Origin of the sequence: Streptococcus ictaluri 707-05 (assembly GCF_000188015.2) — a bacterium.
Classification (GTDB): Bacteria; Bacillota; Bacilli; order Lactobacillales; family Streptococcaceae; genus Streptococcus; species Streptococcus ictaluri.
In genome coordinates this window covers 330,738-353,359 of sequence record NZ_AEUX02000006.1, presented here as the reverse complement: position 1 = coordinate 353,359, position 22,622 = coordinate 330,738, and the positions used below count along the sequence as shown (strand labels likewise).

The 22,622-nt window shown below is 37.2% G+C and carries 23 protein-coding genes, 2 pseudogenes and 1 other annotated feature; of the genes and pseudogenes, 21 read left to right on the top strand and 4 right to left on the bottom strand.

Annotation, left to right across the window (positions count from 1 at the left end; genetic code table 11):
- Window positions 1-218: 218 nt before the first annotated feature.
- The 3 genes from clpX to STRIC_RS06805 all read left to right on the top strand — a co-directional run bounded on the left by clpX (window position 219) and on the right by STRIC_RS06805 (window position 2,915).
- Window positions 219-1,445, top strand: a complete 1,227-nt coding sequence (gene clpX, locus STRIC_RS06815; RefSeq protein ID WP_008089266.1) for an ATP-dependent Clp protease ATP-binding subunit ClpX — start codon at window positions 219-221, stop codon at window positions 1,443-1,445.
- Window positions 1,446-1,454: 9 nt separating this feature from the next.
- Entirely contained in the window at window positions 1,455-2,054 is a 600-nt protein-coding gene (gene yihA, locus STRIC_RS06810) for a ribosome biogenesis GTP-binding protein YihA/YsxC (protein WP_008088926.1), read from the top strand.
- 123 nt (window positions 2,055-2,177) lie between these two features.
- Window positions 2,178-2,915, top strand: coding sequence for a hypothetical protein (locus STRIC_RS06805; protein ID WP_008089474.1), 738 nt, complete (start codon window positions 2,178-2,180; stop codon window positions 2,913-2,915).
- A gap of 51 nt (window positions 2,916-2,966) precedes the next feature.
- On the opposite strand, the gene STRIC_RS06800 is transcribed toward STRIC_RS06805, so the two are convergent.
- Window positions 2,967-5,066 (bottom strand): AAA family ATPase, encoded by a 2,100-nt coding sequence (locus tag STRIC_RS06800; RefSeq protein ID WP_008088895.1) that lies wholly within the window; start codon window positions 5,064-5,066, stop codon window positions 2,967-2,969.
- Window positions 5,067-5,152: 86 nt separating this feature from the next.
- On the opposite strand from STRIC_RS06800, the gene STRIC_RS12895 reads away from it, so the two are divergent.
- From STRIC_RS12895 to pbp3, 6 genes are all read left to right on the top strand, one after another.
- Entirely contained in the window at window positions 5,153-5,275 is a 123-nt protein-coding gene (locus tag STRIC_RS12895) for a hypothetical protein (protein ID WP_008089019.1), read from the top strand.
- A 20-nt stretch (window positions 5,276-5,295) separates the two neighbouring features.
- Window positions 5,296-5,430 (top strand) — a sequence feature (ribosomal protein L10 leader region).
- Between the two features lie 28 nt (window positions 5,431-5,458).
- Window positions 5,459-5,962: a 50S ribosomal protein L10 gene (rplJ, locus tag STRIC_RS06795; RefSeq protein WP_008088956.1), complete on the top strand. Its 504-nt coding sequence runs from the start codon at window positions 5,459-5,461 to the stop codon at window positions 5,960-5,962.
- A gap of 67 nt (window positions 5,963-6,029) precedes the next feature.
- Window positions 6,030-6,395 carry a 50S ribosomal protein L7/L12 gene (gene rplL, locus STRIC_RS06790; RefSeq protein WP_008089303.1) on the top strand — a complete coding sequence of 122 codons (366 nt, stop codon included), beginning with the start codon at window positions 6,030-6,032 and terminating at the stop codon, window positions 6,393-6,395.
- A 220-nt stretch (window positions 6,396-6,615) separates the two neighbouring features.
- Entirely contained in the window at window positions 6,616-7,086 is a 471-nt protein-coding gene (locus STRIC_RS06785; protein ID WP_008088995.1) for a DUF1697 domain-containing protein, read from the top strand.
- A gap of 605 nt (window positions 7,087-7,691) precedes the next feature.
- Window positions 7,692-7,892, top strand: a complete 201-nt coding sequence (locus STRIC_RS06780; RefSeq protein ID WP_008089059.1) for a CsbD family protein — start codon at window positions 7,692-7,694, stop codon at window positions 7,890-7,892.
- 144 nt (window positions 7,893-8,036) lie between these two features.
- A complete protein-coding gene (gene pbp3, locus STRIC_RS06775) occupies window positions 8,037-9,305 on the top strand; it encodes a D-alanyl-D-alanine carboxypeptidase PBP3 (protein WP_234944199.1) in 1,269 nt (422 codons plus the stop codon).
- Between the two features lie 72 nt (window positions 9,306-9,377).
- Here the strand turns inward: pbp3 and STRIC_RS06770 are convergent, their stop codons facing one another.
- Window positions 9,378-10,331: a polysaccharide deacetylase family protein gene (locus STRIC_RS06770; RefSeq protein WP_008088725.1), complete on the bottom strand. Its 954-nt coding sequence runs from the start codon at window positions 10,329-10,331 to the stop codon at window positions 9,378-9,380.
- A gap of 228 nt (window positions 10,332-10,559) precedes the next feature.
- Here STRIC_RS06770 and STRIC_RS06765 point away from each other — a divergent pair, with 228 nt between their 5' ends.
- From STRIC_RS06765 to STRIC_RS06720, 10 genes are all read left to right on the top strand, one after another.
- The gene (locus tag STRIC_RS06765; protein ID WP_008088955.1) at window positions 10,560-11,816 is read left to right on the top strand and encodes a bifunctional folylpolyglutamate synthase/dihydrofolate synthase; all 1,257 of its coding nucleotides are present in this window, start codon (window positions 10,560-10,562) and stop codon (window positions 11,814-11,816) included.
- A gap of 43 nt (window positions 11,817-11,859) precedes the next feature.
- Window positions 11,860-12,426: a GTP cyclohydrolase I FolE gene (folE, locus tag STRIC_RS06760; protein ID WP_008089444.1), complete on the top strand. Its 567-nt coding sequence runs from the start codon at window positions 11,860-11,862 to the stop codon at window positions 12,424-12,426.
- A 10-nt stretch (window positions 12,427-12,436) separates the two neighbouring features.
- Window positions 12,437-13,237 carry a dihydropteroate synthase gene (folP, locus tag STRIC_RS06755; protein ID WP_008088715.1) on the top strand — a complete coding sequence of 267 codons (801 nt, stop codon included), beginning with the start codon at window positions 12,437-12,439 and terminating at the stop codon, window positions 13,235-13,237.
- 6 nt (window positions 13,238-13,243) lie between these two features.
- Complete coding sequence (folB, locus tag STRIC_RS06750; protein ID WP_008089127.1) at window positions 13,244-13,603, top strand: dihydroneopterin aldolase; 360 nt, start codon at window positions 13,244-13,246, stop codon at window positions 13,601-13,603.
- Window positions 13,600-14,094 (top strand): 2-amino-4-hydroxy-6-hydroxymethyldihydropteridine diphosphokinase, encoded by a 495-nt coding sequence (folK, locus tag STRIC_RS06745; RefSeq protein ID WP_008089505.1) that lies wholly within the window; start codon window positions 13,600-13,602, stop codon window positions 14,092-14,094. Before folB ends, folK begins: the two co-directional genes overlap by 4 nt.
- A gap of 158 nt (window positions 14,095-14,252) precedes the next feature.
- Window positions 14,253-15,140, top strand: coding sequence for a UDP-N-acetylmuramate dehydrogenase (gene murB / locus STRIC_RS06740; protein ID WP_008088927.1), 888 nt, complete (start codon window positions 14,253-14,255; stop codon window positions 15,138-15,140).
- A gap of 47 nt (window positions 15,141-15,187) precedes the next feature.
- A complete protein-coding gene (locus STRIC_RS06735) occupies window positions 15,188-16,342 on the top strand; it encodes an ABC transporter ATP-binding protein (protein ID WP_008089064.1) in 1,155 nt (384 codons plus the stop codon).
- A complete protein-coding gene (locus tag STRIC_RS06730; RefSeq protein WP_008089503.1) occupies window positions 16,326-17,120 on the top strand; it encodes an ABC transporter permease in 795 nt (264 codons plus the stop codon). Before STRIC_RS06735 ends, STRIC_RS06730 begins: the two co-directional genes overlap by 17 nt.
- Complete coding sequence (locus STRIC_RS06725) at window positions 17,117-17,893, top strand: ABC transporter permease (protein ID WP_008088892.1); 777 nt, start codon at window positions 17,117-17,119, stop codon at window positions 17,891-17,893. The genes STRIC_RS06730 and STRIC_RS06725 overlap by 4 nt, the downstream gene beginning before the upstream one ends.
- Window positions 17,886-18,959, top strand: a complete 1,074-nt coding sequence (locus tag STRIC_RS06720) for an ABC transporter substrate-binding protein (RefSeq protein ID WP_008089559.1) — start codon at window positions 17,886-17,888, stop codon at window positions 18,957-18,959. Before STRIC_RS06725 ends, STRIC_RS06720 begins: the two co-directional genes overlap by 8 nt.
- A 34-nt stretch (window positions 18,960-18,993) precedes the next feature.
- Here the strand turns inward: STRIC_RS06720 and STRIC_RS06715 are convergent, their stop codons facing one another.
- Together STRIC_RS06715 and STRIC_RS06710 are read right to left on the bottom strand one after the other, a co-directional pair.
- Window positions 18,994-19,671 carry a response regulator gene (locus STRIC_RS06715; RefSeq protein WP_008089158.1) on the bottom strand — a complete coding sequence of 226 codons (678 nt, stop codon included), beginning with the start codon at window positions 19,669-19,671 and terminating at the stop codon, window positions 18,994-18,996.
- A gap of 1 nt (window position 19,672) precedes the next feature.
- A complete protein-coding gene (locus tag STRIC_RS06710) occupies window positions 19,673-21,142 on the bottom strand; it encodes a Spo0B domain-containing protein (RefSeq protein WP_008088690.1) in 1,470 nt (489 codons plus the stop codon).
- Between the two features lie 161 nt (window positions 21,143-21,303).
- Between STRIC_RS06710 and STRIC_RS06705 the strand changes: the two are divergent.
- Window positions 21,304-21,678, top strand: a pseudogene (locus STRIC_RS06705) (2-hydroxycarboxylate transporter family protein); the annotation flags it as partial.
- Between the two features lie 77 nt (window positions 21,679-21,755).
- Window positions 21,756-22,620 (top strand): annotated as a pseudogene (locus STRIC_RS06700) (IS982 family transposase).
- The last annotated feature ends 2 nt before the right edge of the window (window positions 22,621-22,622 follow it).

Genomic DNA, 22,622 nt, shown 5'->3' with positions numbered 1-22,622 from the left:
CAGGGAGATGATAAGTGATGCAGCGTAGTATTTTTGGGGTATTTACGGCTTTTTTGTGTGCGATTTGTATTCTATGTGCAATCCCCGCCTTCAAAAAAAATCGCTATGGATTAGGAGTTGTTTTCTTACTAAATGCCTTTACTAATCTAGTCAATACCATTCATGCCTTTTATGGCACATTATTTTAAAAAGATCGATAAGAGAAAGTTAGAGGAATCATGGCAGGAAATCGTACTAACGATATCAAGGTACATTGCTCATTTTGTGGCAAGAGCCAAGATGAAGTCAAAAAAATTATAGCAGGCAATAACGTTTTTATTTGTGACGAATGTGTTGCCTTATCACAAGAGATTATTAAAGAAGAACTAGCAGAAGAAGTCCTAGCTGACTTAGCTGAAGTGCCAAAACCAAAAGAGTTATTAGCTATTTTAAACCAATATGTGGTTGGTCAAGAGCGCGCTAAACGTGCGCTTTCAGTAGCTGTTTACAACCATTATAAGCGTGTTTCGTTTACTGAGAGTCGAGATGAAGATGTTGATTTACAAAAATCAAACATTTTGATGATTGGACCAACAGGATCAGGAAAGACGTTCTTAGCTCAAACCTTAGCCAAAAGTTTAAATGTTCCTTTTGCAATTGCAGATGCTACTTCTTTAACCGAAGCAGGTTATGTGGGAGAAGACGTTGAAAATATTCTTCTTAAATTGATTCAAGCAGCAGATTATAATGTTGAGCGTGCTGAGCGTGGGATTATCTATGTTGATGAGATCGATAAGATTGCTAAAAAAGGCGAAAATGTTTCGATTACACGGGATGTTTCAGGAGAAGGTGTCCAGCAAGCCTTGCTAAAAATTATTGAAGGGACCGTTGCTAGTGTCCCTCCTCAAGGTGGTCGTAAACACCCTAATCAAGAAATGATTCAAATTGATACCAAGAACATCTTGTTTATTGTTGGTGGTGCCTTTGATGGCATTGAAGATATTGTTAAGCAAAGATTGGGTGAAAAAGTTATTGGTTTTGGTCAAAATAGTCGTAAGATTGATGACAGTGCCTCTTATATGCAGGAAATTATCTCTGAAGACATTCAAAAATTTGGACTTATCCCTGAATTTATTGGTCGCTTGCCTGTTGTAGCGGCATTGGAGCAACTGACAACAGATGATTTGATTAATATTTTAACAGAGCCTAAGAATGCCTTAGTGAAACAGTATCAAGCCTTACTGTCATATGATGGTGTAGAACTTACATTTGATAAAGAAGCGCTTGAGGCAATTGCAACTAAAGCCATTGCTCGTAAGACAGGTGCTAGGGGTCTAAGATCAATTATCGAAGAAACCATGCTAGATATCATGTTTGAAGTACCAAGCCAAGAAGAGATTACCAAAGTTCGTATTACAAAAGAAGCTGTTGAAGGCTTAGGTAAACCCATTTTAGAAACAGCATAAGGAGACGCTATGTCTGAAGAACAGTTTTTAAACACACATAACGCCTCGATTTTACTTAGTGCCGCTAATAAATCGCATTACCCTCAAGATGACTTGCCAGAAATTGCACTGGCAGGTCGTTCTAATGTAGGAAAATCAAGTTTTATCAATACTTTATTAGGCCGTAAAAATTTGGCGCGTACCTCTAGCAAGCCTGGTAAAACACAGTTGCTAAATTTTTTTAACATTGATGATAAATTACGATTTGTCGATGTTCCTGGTTATGGTTATGCTAAAGTGTCCAAAACGGAACGAGCAAGATGGGGAAAAATGATTGAAGAATACATGACTTCACGAGATAATCTTCGTGCAGTTGTTAGTCTTGTAGACCTTCGTCACGAGCCATCTAAAGAAGATATTCAAATGTATGAATTTCTGAAGTATTATGAGATTCCCGTCATTGTTGTAGCAACTAAAGCTGATAAAATTCCACGAGGGAAGTGGGACAAGCATGAATCAATGATTAAAAAGAAATTGAACTTTGATAAAACAGATTCCTTTATTCTCTTTTCTTCGGTTGATCGTATTGGTATTGATGAGTCTTGGGACACTATTTTAGACCAATTATAATGATATTCACCATTATTTTTTGAAACATTCTCTTGAGAGAGTGTTTTTTAACCACAATAGAATATAGAATTTTCTTGACTGGTTAATTACAAAATGCTACTATCTAATATTAAGGAGATGATGATGAAACTAGTAGCAAAAGGCCAGGGCAAAAAAAGTGAAAGAAGCTTTTCAAACTTATGTAATGCCTCTGTTATTTTATGTCTGTTACTTGCTATGCTTGTAACCTTATTTCTGTTTAGATATAACAATAGCTCCATTGATGGGGTATGGAGATCCACAACTATTGATGAGAAATTAGGTGACGAATTTGCAAAAAAAATAGCGGGACTTAACGGAAATTTTTCTATTGATGAGAAATTGCTTAAGACACCTGAAATGCTCTTAGAGATCAAGGGGAATAAGGTTACTCTAAGCTTTCGTACCCAAATTGATAAAATGGCATTCATCAATCATATTTTGGAGTATCAGAAAAAAGAACTACTCAAAACGCTAAATCCTAATGAGACATCTTCTGACCAATTGAGTCTTGATGAGCAAAAAGTTGTAGAAGAAAGTCTTCCCAGTTTTAGTGAGCTAGAACAACTTTTAGATCAAGCATTGAGCAAGGTAGCTACTAATATTGGTGGTCAATATGATGGAAAATCTGGACGCTTATCAGCAGTAGTGCTAAAAGGAAGGGTTAACCGTATCTTACGTACCATTGATATTAAAGAATTACCTAAATATAGTTCTTACCTTTCCAAAGAAACCATCGAAGGAATCGGTTATTTCGACTATATTAAATATGGAAGAAGACTTGAATTGTTAGGTGAAGAAAAATTAACCTTTTACATTACGAATCAAAAAGAGCCTGTCTAATCTGGTGTATCCAGAAAAAGACAGGCTCTTTTTAGTTATCTAAGGTTAGGTTTATTTCTTTTCGTCAATGCTAATTTGACCGTTTGTTAAATCGGCAACTAGGTTTTTGACCTGAGGATGATCAAGATAGTAATCTGTAATGCGGTCGCGAATCTCCTGTTCGATGACTCGTCTTAGAGGACGTACACCCATTGCGTGATCATAACCTAATTCAATTAGTTCAGCTTTAGCAGCATCTGTAACCTCAAGTTGAATACCTTTTTTAGCAATGGTTTGATTGACTTCGCTTAGCATGAGATTGACAATTTCTTCTAAATCGTCTTTTTTAAGATGATTGAATTCGATGACACCATTGAAGCGGTTTAAAAATTCAGGTCGGAAATAGGGAGCAATTCTATCCATGATTTTTTGGTTATCTTCACCATGGCTTTCTTGGAAACCAAAGCCGGCATTAGAAGTAGCGATGATTACCGTATTTTTAAAATTAATAGTATTGCCTTGACCATCTGTTAAACGACCGTCGTCAAGTACTTGCAAAAGAAGAGTAATAACTTGTGGATCAGCTTTTTCAATCTCATCTAGTAAGACAATGGCATAAGGGTTACGACGTACACGCTCGGTGAGGGTGTTTTTATTATCGTCATAGCCAACGTAACCAGCCGTCGTACCAATTAATTTTGAAACCGCAGTACGATCGCTATATTCAGACATATCTAAACGAATAATAGCATCTTTAGAACCAAAGAGGTCTAAAGCAAGTTGTTTCGCTAACTCTGTTTTACCTACACCTGTAGGACCAACAAATAAGAAGGATCCGATTGGTCGATGACCATCATCAAAGCCTGCACGGTTACGACGAATGGCGCGTGCCACAGCTTCAACAGCACCATCTTGACCAATCACATGACCTTTAAGTCGATTGTTAATTTCTTTTAATCTTTCTAGGTCGCTGCTTCCCATATTTGAAACAGGCACACCAGTTAAACGCTCAACAGACTCAGCAATGTCATTAATGGTAGCTGTTACTTTTTGTTCTTGATCATGATTGTCTAACTGTTTTTGAAGCTCTTCTATACGGCTTTTAGCAGCAAGGGCTTTTTCAAAGTCTTCTGTTTCGACAGCTTTTTCTTGCTTCATCTTTTCTTGCTCAATGCTTGTTTCTAACGTCTTTAAATCCGTAACAGGATGTTGAGCAGCCAAATGAGCAGCAGTCATATCTACCAGGTCAATGGCCTTGTCTGGCAAACTACGCTGTGGAATATATTGAACAGAATAATCAATCGCTGCTTTTAAGACATTGTCAGGCAAGATGACCTTATGATGTTTTTCATAAAGATTTCGTATACCCATTAAAATATGGAAGGTATCTTCAGCAGAGGGAGCATTAACCTTAACTTCATTAAATCGTCGTGCTAAAGCAGCATTTTTTAAAATCGTATTACGATACTCGTCTTGAGTTGTAGCACCAATAACCGTTATTTCGCCTCTTGAGAGAGCTGGTTTTAGGATATCAGCCAAGCCTTTTGAGCCAGAATCACCACCAGTGGAACCAGCTCCTAGCATTTGATGAATTTCATCAAAAAATAAGATAATATTACCAGCTTCTTTAACTTCTGAAATAAGTCCTTGGATATTTTCTTCAAAAGCGCCACGGTATTGTGTTCCGGCTTCTAAGTTAGAAATATCGATGGAGATAATTTCTTTGTTTTTGATGGCAGCTGGGACATCTCCACTAACAATAGCCTGAGCAAGACCCTCTACAACAGCAGTTTTCCCAACACCAGCATCTCCTACTAAAACAGGATTATTTTTAGTCCGTCTGGCTAAAATTTCAGCTGTAGCTTGAATTTCCTTATTACGACCAATTACTGGGTCAAGTTTACCTTGACGAGCCTCTTGCGTTAAATTGGTTCCTAACTTACTTAAGATACCATCTTTTTGTAATGAACTTGTTTTTTGACCTTGTTCTTGCAAAGTACTCGTGTTTAATGTCCCTGTTTGGCGGTATTGCTGAAACTCTTCAGGGGTCATTTCTCGTCCATTCACTAAGTAGCGTCGATTTTCAGTACGATAGCCGCCCATGTTTCCCATGAGTTGATTAAAAATATCATCCATGTTTCCAAAAGGTTCTTTTCCGTAATAGTTTGTCATAGTATATACCTCGTTTATGCTTAGAATAAGCAATCCTTTTATAGGATGCTTTTTAGAAGGTTAACTAAGGCAACTAAAGTGAAGCGATGACTGATGGCATTCTTGCTAATCAACCTTCTAAGACTATTATAGAACAAAGGTTAGTAAAGGTCAAACAAAAAGCAGTGGATCACATTGTTTTTTTAAAAAAAGTATTGACAGATGACTGACAAAAAGATATACTGATTAAGGTTTTGAAAAAAACTGACCTAAGACAGTAGGGGAGCATTGCTCATAATATTCCTACCGAGGCACAAAACGTCATTAAAGAAATAACGTATTGTACTTTCGTGTCTAGGTTTAGGTGCGTTTTTTTTTGTACCTAACCAAAAAATAATTACGGAGGTAAACTAATGAGTGAAGCAATTATTGCTAAAAAAGCTGAACAGGTTGATTTAGTTGCTGAAAAGATGAAAGCAGCAGCAAGTATTGTTGTTGTTGATTCACGTGGACTTACAGTTGATCAAGATACTGTTCTTCGCCGTTCACTTCGTGAAAGTGGTGTTGAATTTAAAGTTATAAAAAATTCAATTTTGTCTCGTGCAGCTGAAAAAGCAGGTCTTGATGAAATGAAAGAACTTTTCGTAGGACCATCTGCAGTGGCATTTTCAAATGAAGATGTTATTGCTCCAGCAAAAATCATCAACGATTTTGCTAAAACTGCTGACGCACTTGAAATCAAAGGTGGAGCTATTGAAGGCGCTGTTTCTTCTAAAGAAGAAATCCAAGCACTTGCTACATTGCCAAACCGCGAAGGAATGCTATCTATGCTTCTTTCTGTACTTCAAGCACCAGTTCGCAACGTTGCATACGCTGTCAAAGCTGTTGCAGAAAGCAAAGAAGAAGGCGCTGCATAATCCCTTTGAAAGTAGCCGTTTAAGGTTATCATTACTAATTTAAATCATATATTTGGAGGAAATCACAATGGCATTGAACATTGAAAACATTATTGCTGAAATTAAAGAAGCTTCAATCCTTGAGCTTAACGATCTTGTAAAAGCTATCGAAGAAGAATTTGGTGTAACTGCAGCTGCTCCTGTAGCTGCTGCAGCTGCTGGTGGTACTGAAGAAGCTACTAAAGATTCATTCGACGTTGAATTGACATCTGCTGGCGACAAAAAAGTTGGCGTTATCAAAGCAGTTCGTGAAATCACTGGTCTTGGACTTAAAGAAGCTAAAGGTCTTGTTGACGGAGCACCTGCTAACGTTAAAGAAGGCGTTTCTGCAGCAGAAGCTGAAGAACTTAAAGCTAAACTTGAAGAAGCTGGAGCAACAATCACTCTTAAATAATCATTTACTGATTGTTTAAAGGTGAAAGCCTAGTTTTAAAGTCTTTTCCTTAAAGTTAAGGCGATTAAAAATGGGATAATTCATTTGAATTTTCCCTACAAACACCCTCACAATTTTGTGGGGGTGTTTTTGTGGTTTTAATTTTTAGAAATGATAAGTTCAACCTTGATTATTTGCTATAATGGATTTAGAATAGTTTGTAATTCGAAGGTCTAGAAAAATGGATAGATATATTGCATTACTTAGAGGAATTAACATTAATGGAAAAAATAAGATTCCAATGTCGGAATTAAAAGAAGCATTCCATTCACTAAATTATTTTGATATTAAAACCTATTTGAATACTGGAAATGTTGTTTTTCCAAGTAGGGAAACGGATATAAATACCCTAATTAGCCAAATTGAGATGATGATAAAAACTAATTTTGGACTTACTATTCCAGTATTTCCTATATCAGTTAAAGATTTAGAAGCTATACTGGAGTGTGCGCCTCCTTGGTGGGGAACTGCTGACAAAGCTATTTATGATAATATCATCTTTATCATCCCGCCTGCAACGTTTCGTGAGGTTTTTGAAGTTTTAGGGCAACCTAAAATTGAGTTAGAGAAAATACAAAACGAAAAAAATGATATTTTTGGTCTTTTAATCGTGAAAAGTATCAAAAGACCAAGTGGTGGTCACGAACCATAAATAGCTCAGTTGCAAATAGCCTAACCATACGATCAGCCAATACGGTTAGAAAACTAATTAGGGTGTCGTAGTTTTTAGAATAGTTCAAGAATGGTTTGATTGTATCAAAAGTTTTAGTATTTTTGTTGTACTGCGGGAATGACGCTTTAGAATGATTAAGTAATTGTATGATATATGAAAATCGGAAGATACTCTTAGATGAATGAAATGCTATTGTTGTCAACAAAAAATGGCAATCAAATTCAGTTAAGAAAATTATAACCCTTTGTTTTGAATATCTATTTATTATTTATCGTTTAAATTAAGGAGGCTGCTTTAAAAGCTTTATCATTAGCCTTCAATGTTTATCACTGGCAAAAAGATGAACTGGAGGTCTATGTCTACAACTATAAGGCTTTCTCCCTTTATCAAAAAATTGGTTTTACAATAGAGGGTAAACGAAGAAATGCCTGTTTTTTAAATGGTTCTTATCATGACTCTTGTTTGATGGGAATACTACGTCAAGAATTTCAGCCTCACTTAGAGTGAGTTTTGGGATTCTATTTTCCTTTTACTTGCTATGTTTTTTCTTAAGTGCTAGTATAAAAGAAAAAGGAGGTTTTCTTATGTCAGAAGAAAAACTAAAAGCAAAGCTCGCGCAAGTCAAAGGTGGTCTTAAAGAAGGTGCAGGCAAGGTTTCGGGTGATAAAGAACTTGAAGCTAAAGGTTTTATGGAAAAAACGCTTGCTAAGGGAAAAGAACTGGCTGAGGAAGCTAAAGAAGCAGTAGAGGACGCTTTTGATCATGTCAAAGATAAAATGAAGTAAGTTTTCTTCATTACATCTATCAACCCCATATTTTCCTAAAATGGAAAGTATGGGGTTTTAGTTATTTTTTGAATATAGTAACATAGTGCTGTCTAGGAAAATATTGTTTTAACAATTGCAGCTGAATTTGATATAATACTTCTTATGAAAAGAGTATGGATGCAAGGATTTTTAGTCAATAAATTACTATGTTTAGGTATGGTCTTAGTTTTATCGTTTGGATTTATGCCAAAGGTAGGTGCTGATGAGTTTCAAGTCGGTGCTAAGCATGTTATTGCCGTAGAGGTAGGGACAGGAAGAGTGCTTTATGAAAAAGAAGCACAAAAAAGAGCTGCTATTGCCTCTTTAACAAAATTATTGACGGCTTATCTCGTATTGGAGAAAGTGGCTTCAGGCGACGTTCAGTTGACTGATTCGGTTACCATCTCTGATTACGCCTATGGATTAACTTCTGATGCTAGCTTAAGTAATGTTCCCTTTGAAAAACGTGACTATGTCTTGAAGGATCTTTTGGCAGCTTGTCTGGTTGCCAGTTCTAATAGTGCGGCAATTGCGCTTGCTGATCATGTCTCTGGAAGTGAAGCAGCCTTTGTGAATCAAATGAAAGAGCAATTAGTAAAATGGCATATAGAAGATTTTAAACTGGTTAATGCCTCGGGTTTGCCAAATGAGCTACTGGGGTCTTCCGTTTATCCTGGTTCTGGTCCTGATGATGAAAATGAGTTAAGTGCAGAAGCGGTGGCTTTGATTGCCATGCATCTTGTAGAAAATTTTCCAGAAGTGCTTGAAATTACTAAACAAGCACAGATTGATTTTGACGGGACAACAGTTAAGTCCTTTAATCAATTGTTGCCTGGAATGCCACATGCTAGATCCTCAGTGGATGGCTTGAAAACTGGTACAACAGAAAAAGCGGGGCACTGTTTGGTAGCTAGCTCTGTTGAAAATGGCATGCGAGTCATCACTGTGCTAATGAATACAGACCATTCTGAACAAAATTCTGCTGCTCGTTTTGAAGAAACAGATAAGCTTCTTAACTATATTAAAGAGGAGTACAGGACTTATCAGTTAGTAACTAAAAATAAGGCGCTTTCTCAAAAAGAATTAGCTGTCATTGATGGCAAAAAAGACCATGTATCACTGATTCCCCAAAAGGATTTTAAGGTAGTCGTTCAAAAAGGAGAGAAGCTTCCAAAGATAACTGATATGAATTTGTCGTCAAAATCTATTCAGGCTCCTGTGACAAAAGGTCAGCTTGTTTCTTCTCTTTTGCCACTAAAACACCAGGATGTTAGTGTTAGATTTCTAAAAGAAGGAGAAGCTATCCCACTTAAGGCAAAAGAAGCTATCGCTGTAAAACCATCTCTTGTGCAATCCTGGTGGGAATATATCATGGAATGGTTTAAGGCATGATTTTAATGACATCAAAAAACTCAAGTTTATCCACTTTGTTAAAGGTAGCAAAGGGGTAACTTGAGTTTTTCTTTATTGGTGAGACATAGCTGATAGTAAAGCTTCGGCAGTGGTTGTTGGAAGAATTCTAAGTCGATTTAAAGAAAGAAGACCATCTTGAGCACTTGCCAAGCCTTCATTGGTGGTGACACCAAGCTTATAGTTGAGCTCTTGTGCAATGGTAAGGGTATTGTCATTATAGCGACCGGCAGGATAAGCGATGGCAATCGTTTCTTGTTGTAAGGACTTATCGAGGTAGTCTTTCGAATCTTTCATTTCAGCTTTTTGTTGATCAAGACTTGATTGTGATAAGTCAGGATGGTTGACCGTATGGTCTTGGAAGGACATACCAAAAGCTTTCATCTCTTTCATTTGTTCTAGCGTCAAATTGGCAGGGCTAGCGGCTTCCGTTAATCCAGTAATGACATTATTGGTGGCCTTGGCTTTGTATTTTTTAAGCAGTGGAAAGGCGACATTATAAAAGTCAATCATGCTATCATCAAAGGTTAGCCAAACCACTTTTTGTGCGGGTAGTTCATTTTGGCTAAGTGCTCGGTAAGCTTCCTCTGGCGTTAAGAAATAGTAACCTGCCTCTGTCATTGCTTTAAGCTGACTTTCAAAAAGGGCAGGATCTACGATTAAATTAGCGCTAGCAGCCTCTTCTGGTGCCATGACATGCACAGCATGATACATTAAAATGGGGATGTGAACGGCTTGCTCTTGCTTAGCCCATTGAAGGCTTTCTTCTTTTTTGGTAATGTCTTTTTGTTCAGCTGTAACCTTTGGTTTAGTCGTTTTTTTAGGAGAGGACTTGGAAGCAAAGGCTGTTTGTAACGTGTTTTGCGAAAAATTGGGAAGGCTAAAATGGCGATGTCCCTGATATAAAAAGATAATTGTTCCAATTCCCATAGCACAAGCTAAAAGCAGTAAGGAATTGAGAATAGTGAAGAATTTTCTTTTGTGGCGTCGTTTGCTTCGTTCTTTCATCGGATACTCCTTATGTTTTTCTCACTCTATTGTAACACTTTTTCTAAAGAGTTTAGCTTTCTGGCTAAAAATTTCCCTAATAAGTCCATTAGAAATAAGTAGCTATTTCGTTTAAACTGGTAACGTCAGTAAATTTTTGAGGGGTTAAAAATCCATCTAAGGGTGGCTTCCTAGCTTTTACTTTAGGTGGAATGTGGTATACTAGTTATAGATTTTGTGAGGTGACTAATGACTTATCAAGAGATGCTAGACTGGATTCACGGACAGTTGAGATTTGGGATTAAACCAGGGCTTGAGCGCATGCTTTGGGTCCTTGATCAACTAGGAAATCCTCAAGAAAAACTCAAAGCTATTCATGTTGTTGGAACCAATGGTAAGGGTTCGACAGTTAATAATTTACAACATATTTTTTCGGAAGCTGGTTATGAAGTAGGGACTTTTACATCACCCTATATTATGGATTTTAGAGAGCGCATTAGTGTCAATGGTGATATGATTTCAAAAGAAGCTATTGTCAGTGCTGCTAATCGGATTCGACCTTTAGTTGAACGCCTCACTATTGAAACAGATTTTGGCCAGGCGACAGAATTTGAAATCATTACCTTAATCATGTTTCTTTATTTTGGTGAGATGCATCCTGTTGATATTGCTGTGATTGAAGCGGGACTTGGTGGATTGTACGACTCTACCAATGTTTTTCAGGCTATGGCAGTGGTATGTCCTTCAATAGGACTTGATCACCAAACCATTTTAGGTGATACTTATGCTGAGATTGCAGCACAAAAAGCAGGGGTTTTAAAAGGCCAAGAAGCTTTAATTATAGCTGTTCAGGAAGAAAGTACAAGAGCTGTTTTTCATGACAAGGCTTCTGAAGTTGGGGCTAATCTATGGGAATGGCAAGAAGCTTTTGATTTAACCAAAAGTGGTGAAAGTTATCAGTTTACCAGTTCCTTAGGTGATATTAGTGAGCTTCAGTTGGCAATGCCAGGTCAACATCAAGAGTCCAACGCAGCGCTAGCTATTATGACTAGTCTCTTGCTAAAAAAAGAGTACCCTAAGCTATCTAAAGAAGCGATAACAATTGGTTTATCAAAGAGCTACTGGATGGGCCGTACCGAATTACTTGCCCCAAATCTCATGATTGATGGGGCTCACAATAAGGAAAGTGTAGCAGCTTTGGTGGCACTGTTAAAAAGTAAATACGCCAACAAGAAAAAACACATTCTTTTTGGAGCCATTGATACCAAACCTATTGCTGATATGTTATCACAGTTAGAAGAGATTGGAGAGCTTGAAGTGACCAGTTTCCATTATCCTAATGCTTATCCAATAGCAAAATACCCTGATCGTTATAGAAAACTTGACGATTTTAGATCCTTTATTGCTAGAGCAGCGGATGCAGATGAAGATGATTTTTTCATCATCACGGGTTCACTTTATTTCATCTCAGAGGTGAGACAGTATTGGAAAAAGGAACACCTGTAATTGTCCTTGTTTAAAGTAGTAGAAAAAAAGAAGAGGAAGACCATTGTCTATTAACAAAGAAAAAGCAGAAGCAGCCATTTATCAGTTTTTAGAAGCCATTGGAGAAAATCCTGATCGTGAAGGTTTACTGGACACACCTAAGCGTGTTGCCAAGATGTATGCCGAAATGTTTTCAGGACTTGAAAAAGATCCCAAGGAAGAATTTACAGCTGTTTTTACAGAGCACCATGAGGATGTGGTTATTGTCAAGGACATTCCTTTTTATTCCATGTGTGAACATCATCTAGTTCCTTTTTATGGCAAAGCACATATCGCTTATTTACCAAGTGATGGACGAGTGACTGGTTTAAGTAAACTAGCAAGAGCTGTAGAGGTTGCCAGTAAAAAGCCGCAACTGCAAGAACGTTTAACGTCTCAAGTGGCCGATGCTCTGGTAGAGGCGCTTAATCCCAAAGGAGTGTTTGTGATGATTGAAGCTGAGCACATGTGTATGACCATGAGGGGAATCAAAAAACCTGGAAGCAAGACCATTACAACTACAGCTAGGGGTCTCTATAAAGAAAATAGAGAAGAACGTCGTGACATTATGGATTTAATCCTTCATCGTTAGGAGAAATAGTATGCAAATTGGAAAACACGTTATTGATGGTAATGCTGCCATTATGGGTATTTTAAATGTGACTCCCGATTCTTTTTCAGATGGGGGATCATACTTGTCTATCGAGAAAGCTCTAGATCAAGTAGAAAAAATGATTTCCCAAGGTGCTAAAATCATTGATGTTGGCGGAGAATCAACACGACCGGGACATCAATTTGTCGACGTGGAAGAAGAAATTAAGCGCGTCGTTCCTGTTATTAAAGCCATCAAAGAAAAGTATGATGTTTTAGTCAGTATTGATAGCTATAAAACCCCAACAGCAAGAGCTGCTTTAGAAGCTGGCGCAGATATTTTAAATGATGTTTGGGCAGGCTTATATGATGGAGATATGTTAGCTTTAGCTGCACAATATCAAGTTCCTATTATCTTAATGCACAATCAAGAAGAAGAAGTCTATACAAATGTTACTCAAGATGTTTGTCGTTTCTTAAAAGAAAGAACTGAGGCAGCACTTGAAGCAGGAGTTGCTAAGGAAAATATTTGGATTGATCCTGGTTTTGGTTTTGCTAAAAATGTCGCTCAAAATATGGCTCTTTTGAAAGGCCTTGACCAAGTTTGTCAGTTAGGCTATCCGGTTTTATTTGGGATTTCAAGAAAGCGTGTTGTTGATGCACTTTTAGGGGGACAGACTAAGGCAAAAGATCGAGACGGTGCCACTGCAGCTTTGTCTGCTTACGCTATTAATAAGGGCTGTCAAATAGTCAGGGTTCATAATGTTGCTGCCAATAAAGAGATTGTAGCTGTTTTGGGTCAATTAATGTGAGGAAAAATGGATAAGATACTCTTAGAAAATTGTCGTTTTTATGGTTATCACGGTGCTTTCCAGGAAGAGCAACGTTTGGGTCAAATTTTTCGAGTGGATTTAGAATTATCGGTTGATTTGAAGGCAGCCTCTCTTTCTGATCAACTAGAGGATACGGTTCATTACGGAATGGTCTTTGAAACCGTTAGAGACTTGGTTGAGACTAAGAAATTTACTTTAATTGAACGCTTAGCAGGAGCTATTTGCGAGGCTTTGTTCCAAGAATTTCCGCCCATTCAAGCCATTAAGGTTGCTGTCAAAAAGGAAAATCCACCTATTGCAGGCCATTATAAGGCTGTCGGTATTGAATTGGAGAGAAAACGATGACTAGTGTTTACCTCAGTTTAGGAGCAAATATGGGGGATAGGGAGGCTTATTTTAAAAAAGCTATCCAAGAACTATCACAAATCAGAGAGACAGAGTTGATAAAGCAATCCTCTTTGTATGAAACAGCTGCTTGGGGCAAAGAAGATCAGGCTGATTTTCTTAACATGGCTTGTCAGTTAGAAACATCTTTAAGTCCAGATGCTTTATTAGAAGCTACGCAAGCTATCGAAAGAGATTTGGGTCGGGTTCGTCATGAAAAATGGGGACCAAGAACCATTGATATTGATATTTTACTTTTTGGTGATAGGATTGAGCAGATTGAGAGCCTCACGATTCCTCATCCTTATATGACGCAGCGGTCATTTGTACTGATTCCGCTTTTAGAAATCAATCCGAAACTGACTTTGCCCCCACTTATGACTGAGCTTTCCTTATATTTGAAGGATTTAAATCAGAGTGACGTCAAATGGTACAAGAAGGCATTTGACTAAGTCTTTTTCTATGATTTTTATCTAGAATTTCTCATTAAGTAAAAAGCCAATTAAGGAATTTTAGTTAGATAAGTTTTGTCAAAATTTGATATAATGATATTGGCTCTTTGCCGATTTTTTTGACTCGTATGAGAAGTGATATAAGAAAGAAGACTATTATGATTGCTGAACTTGAAGGGATTGATATTCGTGACAATGAACCCCTAAAACATTACACCTATACTAAGGTAGGTGGCCCAGCTGATTTTCTAGCATTTCCTAGAAATCAGTATGAATTGTCGCGTTTGGTTCATTATGCTAATAATCATCAAATCCCATGGATGGTACTTGGTAATGCCAGTAACCTGATTGTTAGAGATGGGGGAATTCGGGGCTTTGTCATTATGTTTGACAAGCTAAAAACCGTTCGCCTTAATGGCTATACCTTGGAAGCAGAAGCTGGTGCTAATCTGATTGAGACCACTAAAATTGCACGCTTTCATAGTCTAACAGGTTTTGAATTTGCTTGTGGGATTCCAGGAAGTATTGGCGGAGCTGTTTTTATGAATGCTGGTGCTTACGGTGGTGAAATCTCTCATATCTTTTTATCAGCTAAAATACTGACTCCAAAAGGAGAGATCAAAACCGTTTCGGCAAGAGAAATGGCCTTTGGCTATCGTCATTCTGCTATTCAGACCAGTGGTGATATTGTGATTTCAGCCAAGTTTGCTTTAAAACCTGGCAATTATGACAGTATTTGTCAAGAAATGAATCGCTTAAATCATTTGCGCCAACTCAAGCAACCTTTGGAATTTCCATCTTGTGGTTCTGTTTTCAAACGCCCACCAGGTTATTTTGCTGGCCAATTAATTATGGAAGCTGACCTTAAAGGATTCCGAATTGGTGGGGTTGAGGTCTCGCAAAAGCATGCTGGTTTTATGATTAACGTAGCAGATGGTTCTGCTCAAGATTATGAAAACTTGATTGCCCATGTGGTGACAACTGTAGAAGATCATTCTGGTGTTAGGCTTGAACCAGAAGTACGTATTATTGGAGAAAGCCTGTAATTAATCTGTTATCAAAAAAAGAAAATACCGTGGAGGATTTATGACAATTGACTAAGCCAATTATCACATTTAACAATGTTTCAAAGACATTTGAAGATAGCGACACACAAGTTTTAAAAAATATCAATTTTGAACTTGAAGAAGGTAAATTTTATACATTATTAGGGGCTTCAGGTTCTGGAAAATCAACCATTTTAAATATTATGGCTGGTTTATTAGATGCTAGTAGTGGTGATATTTATTTGGATGGTGAACGTATTAATGACTTGCCAATCAACAAGCGTGATATTCATACCGTATTCCAAAATTACGCCCTTTTCCCGCATATGACTGTTTTTGAGAATGTAGCCTTCTCTTTAAAATTAAAAAAAGTTGATAAAAAGACCATTGCTGAGCGTGTTAAAGAAGCCTTGAAAATGGTGCAGTTAGAAGGTTATGAAAAACGTTCTATTCAAAAATTATCAGGTGGACAGCGTCAGCGCGTTGCTATTGCCCGTGCTATCATCAATCAACCGAGAGTTGTCTTGTTAGATGAACCTTTATCGGCTTTAGACTTGAAGTTGAGAACGGAAATGCAATATGAGCTGCGTGAATTGCAACAACGTTTAGGGATTACTTTTGTCTTTGTCACCCATGATCAAGAAGAAGCACTTGCTATGAGTGACTGGATTTTTGTTATGAATGAAGGTGAAATTGTGCAGTCAGGAACGCCAGTAGATATTTACGACGAACCTATTAACCATTTTGTAGCCAACTTTATTGGTGAGTCTAATATCCTTAACGGAACCATGATTGAAGACTACCTTGTTTCTTTCAATGGCAAGACCTTTGAATCCGTAGATGGTGGGATGCGTCCTAATGAACCTGTTGAAATTGTCATTCGCCCTGAAGATTTGCAAATTACTCTACCTGAAGAAGGTAAGTTGCAAGTTAAGGTAGATACGCAACTTTTCAGAGGTGTTCACTATGAGATTATTGCCTATGATGAGCTAGGTAACGAATGGATGATTCACTCTACTCGTAAGGCTATCGAAGGTGAGGTTATTGGCTTAGACTTCACACCAGAAGACATTCATATCATGCGTCTCAACGAAACTGAGGAAGAATTTGACGCACGTATTGAAGAGTATGTGGAAATTGATAATCCAGAAGATGGTTTGATCAATGCCATTGAGGAGGAGCGTAATGAAGAAAACCTCTAGTCTCTTTTCTATCCCTTACTTTTTATGGATTGTCTTTTTTGTCATCGCACCCGTTGCTCTTTTGTTTTACAAATCCTTTTTTGATATTGAAGGGCATTTTACACTAGCCAATTATGAGACTTTTTTTAGTTCATGGACTTATTTGCGAATGAGCTTTAATTCGATTTTGTATGCGGGGATTGTTACCCTGGTGACCTTACTTATTTCATACCCTACGGCACTGATTTTAACGCGTTTGAAGCATAAGCAGCTTTGGTTGATGTTAATTATTTTACCAACGTGGGTTAATCTCTTGTTAAAAGCTTACGCTTTTATGGGGATTTTTGGTCAGCATGGTGGGATTAATAGTTTCTTGACCTTTATGGGCTTAGGACCACAACAAATTCTTTTTACCGATTTTTCCTTTATTTTTGTGGCTTCTTATATTGAGCTGCCTTTTATGATTTTACCTATTTTTAATGCTCTGGATGATATTGATGGCAATGTTATCAATGCAAGTAGAGATCTAGGAGCTAATGAATTTCAAGCTTTTTCTAAGGTGATTTTTCCCTTATCCTTAAATGGTGTTAGAGCTGGTGTTCAAGCTGTCTTTATTCCAAGTTTGAGTTTATTCATGTTGACACGACTTATTGGAGGAAATCGAGTGATCACACTTGGTACAGCCATTGAACAACACTTTTTAACCACTCAAAACTGGGGAATGGGATCAACCATTGGTGTTGTCTTAATTCTTACCATGGTTGCGATTATGTGGCTAACAAAGGAGAGAAGTAAATGAAAAAATTTGCCAACCTTTACTTAGCAGCGGTCTTTATTTTGCTCTATGTGCCGATTTTCTATCTCATTGTTTATTCCTTTAACAAAGGTGGTGATATGAATGGCTTTACCGGCTTGACTTTAGCTCATTATAAGAGCATGTTTGAAGATAGTCGTTTGATGGCTATCTTATTAGAGACATTTATCCTTGCTTTTAGTAGTGCTTTAATAGCAACAGTTATTGGAACTTTTGGAGCTATTTTTATTCATCAATCGAGAGAAAAATACCAAAACGCTATTTTGTCGACCAATAATGTCTTAATGGTATCACCTGATGTGATGATTGGTGCCTCATTCTTGATTTTGTTCACGTCATTGAAATTTCAACTAGGTATGTTTTCAGTCTTGTTGAGCCATATTGCTTTTTCCATTCCTATTGTGGTATTGATGGTTCTTCCAAGTTTAAAGGAAATGAATCAAGATATGGTTAATGCAGCTTATGATTTAGGGGCTAACCATATTCAAATGTTGAAAGAAGTGATGCTGCCCTATTTGATACCAGGAATTATTGCTGGCTATTTTATGGCATTCACCTATTCTTTGGATGATTTTGCAGTTACCTTTTTCTTAACAGGGAATGGCTTTACCACTCTTTCAGTTGAGATTTATTCGCGTGCTCGTCAGGGGATTTCCTTGGAAATTAATGCCCTTTCGACCATAGTTTTCCTATTCTCAATCGGCTTAGTGATTGGCTACTATTATATATCACAGGATAAGGAGGAAAAACATGCGTAAGTTATATTCCTTTTTAGCAGGTGTCATTGGTATTGTCCTTGTTTTAACAAGCCTTTCCTTTGTTTTACAAAAACAATCGGGCTCTGCAAGTCAGTCTGAAAAGTTAGTTATTTATAACTGGGGAGATTATATTGATCCTGCCCTATTAAAAAAATTCACTAAAGAAACTGGCATCGAAGTTCAATATGAGACTTTTGATTCCAATGAAGCCATGTACACTAAAATCAAACAGGGAGGCACAACTTACGATATTGCTGTTCCTAGTGATTACACTATTGATAAGATGATTAAGGAAAATCTTCTAGTCAAATTAGACAAGTCAAAATTAGTTGGCATGGATCAAATTGGAAAAGAATTTTTAGGAAAAAGTTTTGATCCCAAAAATGATTATTCCATCCCTTATTTCTGGGGGACAGTGGGGATTGTTTATAATGATAAATTAGTAGACAAAGCTCCCTTACATTGGGAAGATTTGTGGCGTCCAGAGTATAAAAACCAAATCATGTTAATTGATGGGGCGCGTGAAATGCTAGGAGTTGGTTTAACCACTTTAGGTCACAGTGTTAACTCTAAGAATCTAGACCATTTACAGGCTGCAGAGAAAAAATTGCAAGCATTGACGCCAAATGTTAAAGCCATTGTAGCTGATGAGATGAAAGGTTATATGATTCAAGAGGATGCAGCTATTGGTATTACCTTCTCTGGTGAAGCAAGTGAGATGATTGATAGTAATGAGCATTTGCATTATGTTGTCCCATCAGAAGGATCCAATCTTTGGTTTGATAATTTGGTTTTACCAAAAACAATGAAGCATGAAAAAGAGGCTTATGCTTTTATCAACTTTATTAATAAAGCTGAAAATGCTGCGCAAAATGCTGAATATATTGGCTATGCGACACCAAATCAAAAAGCCAAGGCCTTGTTGCCTGATGAAATCAAACAAGATCGCGCTTTTTATCCTGATGATAAAACGATTCAAAAACTTGAGGTTTATGATAATCTAGGTTCTCGCTGGTTAGGCATTTATAATGATCTGTATTTGCAATTCAAAATGTATCGTAAATAATGAAAAAGGTAGTGAGCTTAGAGCTCCTACCTTTTTAGTTTTCTTTTTTATAATAAACCCGATATGGTCGGCCAACCTTAGTATAAATCTGCTGACTATCTAGCTGTTTTTTCTCTTCTAAATAAGCAATGTACTTTCTGACAGAAACATGCGATAGATGTGTTGCTTGACACAAATCTTGAATCGTAAAAGCATGCTTAAAAGCAGATATGGTAGCTAGAATTAAGGCTAAGGTATCTTCAGATAAGCCTTTTTCTAGCAGCTGTGATTGATGTTCTTGCTTGGCTTGTCCAATGCTCTTAAGTTGATCAATCTGAACTTGCTGTAGTTCTTTATGGGCTAATTGAGAACGGTGGGCTAAAAACTGTTGAATACTTTCTTCAAAACGCTCGAAGGTAAAAGGTTTAATCAAATAATCAATAATACCTAAGTGAAAGCCATCTCGAATGATATGGCCATCATTAGCCGCTGAAATAATAATGACTTCAGAAGGTTGATGTCTTGTTCTCAAATCTTCCAAAAATGCAATGCCATTACCGTCTTTAATATGAATATCTAATAGAATCAAATCGATTGTAAAATCTGAAAGAGCTGACCAAGCTTCCTTTAAACTCTCACTAGAAATAATGCTATCAAAAAGGGCTAATTTTTCAAGATAGTTACGGTGTATAAAATCCACCATGGGATCATCTTCGATAATTAATACATTCATGTTAATCTCCTATGTAAGGTGTTCTTAAAATCAATTCAAGTTTAGAATCACTTATCATATGATGGAAGTCTGCCTTTGTATCTTTCAATAATTGCTTAAAATAGGGGTGTTCAAAGGCTTCTTGAAAGTGATTTGGGTGAGGAGACGGTAAATTTAGCTGGTAGTGACTTGTTAAAAAGTGATTGTCGTGTTTCAGCTGTATTGTGAAAGCGATTGGTTTTATATTGTTTAAAATGGTGCTGTGAATGAAACGATAAAGCATCAAGCAATTGTTTAGCTGATTTTTGGTGATTGAGTGGGGAATTTCACTATTAATATCAATCTTAAGGGTCATATTAAGTTCTTGGCATTTTTCTTGTTCACCAATTAAAAAACTAGCTAGCAAGGGTTCTTTTACTAAGACAGAAAGACTTGTAATCGTTTCGTTTTCAGCTTCTAAAAGACTATTAAGGTAAATCTTTAATTGATCATAATAAGCAATGTCAACCAAGCCATAAATCACATGCAATTGATTCATAAATTTATGGGTTTGAGCTTGGAGTGCAGAAGCATAAGCAGTTGTATAAGCTAATTGATCTAGAGTATCAATGGCCTTAGCAGCTTCTCGCATAAAAATAATATAGCCTCTATGGTCATTTTTTACAGTAATAGGAGAGACAGATAAAAGGTAATCTTCTTCTTGATAGCGAAAGAGCTGTTCGTGCTCTCTTTGAAAATCCAATTGCGCAAACTGGGGGAAAAGCTGATGAAAGGCTTGCCCAAAGCGATCGACTTTTTGGACATTTTTTTCAATAAGTTCTTTTGCGGCCTGATTACATAATTGAAGTTTTCCCGTTTTATTAATGACAAAAACGGCTGCTTCCATTTGATCAAGCATGGCATTTCTTTCTTCTAATAGCTGATAGATTTCACTAGGTTCAAGATTATGGAGTTGTCGTTTTAAGCGGATGGACAAAAGGCTAGTTCCTAGCAGACTAATTAAAAGACAAAATAAGAGAGAAAGTGTGTAGTTTCGCTTTGAGGTAAGTGCCACTTCATTGAGTGTTGTGAGCTTAATCCCTACTGCCAAGGCACCAATTTGTTTTTTGCCATCAAAAACAGGAACCAGGTAACGAAGGGACTTGCCCAAACTCCCTTTTGCCGTTGATAGCACTTCCTTACCCTGAAGGACATCTTTTTCATCGCCACCTTCAAAAGGTTTGCCAATTTTTTCAGGCATAGGATGTGTCAATCGAATACCTGACATATTCATCACTACCACATAGTCCAAGTGATAAATAGCTGCAATTTGGTTACTATATTTTGTGATTTCAGTCTTTGGGTGATTTTTCCTGAGTAATGCTTTGATTTCCTCATTTTGAGCTAGCATTTTACCTGTGGCTGTTAACAAATGACTTTCTTGTTGCTTGATGGACTGATGGGTTTCGTGCAACATGATGACGTAAAAGATGGAAGTTGTCAGAATAATCATGGTTACTAGAATTATGGAAAGGCTCTTCAGTTAAGAAAAGACAAGCTAGCTTAAATTAATTAAAAAAGTTAAATTAGTTAAAGTACTTAAAGAAATTAAAGAATGTATTCTTTCTTAGGCAGCTCCTTTATACTGAAGGTAATTAAAAAAGGAGGTTGTTCATGGAAACAATGGGAAAAAAAGGGAGATCAGATTTCCCTTTAACTAATAGTAAGAGGCAGTGGCGGTCTGCAAGGATAGGATCCGTCCCTTTGCCTGTTTATACTGTGTTGGCGCTACTTATTATTATTACGGCTTATTTGCAGCAACTGCCGGTTAATATGTTAGGTGGATTTGCCATTATTCTTACGATGGGCTGGCTTTTAGGAACTATCGGTGCTAATCTGCCAGGGATCAAGCATTTTGGTGGTCCAGCCATTTTATCTTTATTGGTTCCCTCTATCTTGGTTTTTTTTAATCTCCTAAATCCCAATGTCTTAGAGGCGACCCATGTTTTGATGAAGGAAGCTAATTTCTTATATTTTAACCCGTGGTGCTAGTTAATCTCAAAATACAATAAAAAGCCCAAAAGGACTATACTGTAAGTGCCTACACAAACAGGAGGTTAGTCCAAATGAGCCACTTACAGTATACAGCTAAATCCCATCACTTACAATGGAATATGCGTCAATTATCAAAAATTTGTTCTCAGTTTTATCAGGATTATTGTCCGGAAGACTTCAAACACCGTCGTAACGTCTGTCTGTCCAAAGTTTCAGACCAATCTCTTCTAGTTTTACTGCTATTACAAGCTGAACTAGGTATTAAATCACAACGTCACTTTTATAGGATTTGTCAGCTATTTCCCTGCGGTACATTACTAGAAAGAAGTCGCTTTTATAGGCGTGCAAGACAGTTGATTTGGCTGGTTCAAGTGATTCGTCAGGCAATGAACACTCAAATTTCTCCCAATACCATTGTTATTATAGACAGCTTTCCTTTGCCACTTTGTCAATCTATTCGTAACCACAGGTTCAGACTTTTCAATGGGATAGCTAATATTGGTTACACCGCCTCTAAACATATGTGGTTTTACGGTTTTAAGGTTCACATGCTAGTGACCTTATCAGGCTACATTCTGAATTATGTTGTCAGCCCAGCCTCTGTTCATGATATTAAGGCAGTTTACGAGTTGCTAGAAAGGTGTGAACAATCCGTCATTTTAGCAGACTTAGGTTACCTTAACCGTGAGCTGAAAGATGAGTTGAAGCAAAATGGCTATCACCTCTGGACTCCCTTGCGTCAAAATATGGAAGGGGCTAAACAGCATAATCATTGGAAACTAATGGCTATGAGACGAACCATTGAGACTAGATTTTCAGAACTTTGTTCCCTTTTTGATATGGAACGAACACTGGCTAGGGGGCATGACAGGGCTGCAATTGAGGATTGAACAAATCATACTAGCTTACAATTTGAGATATTTTGAAATTAACTAGCA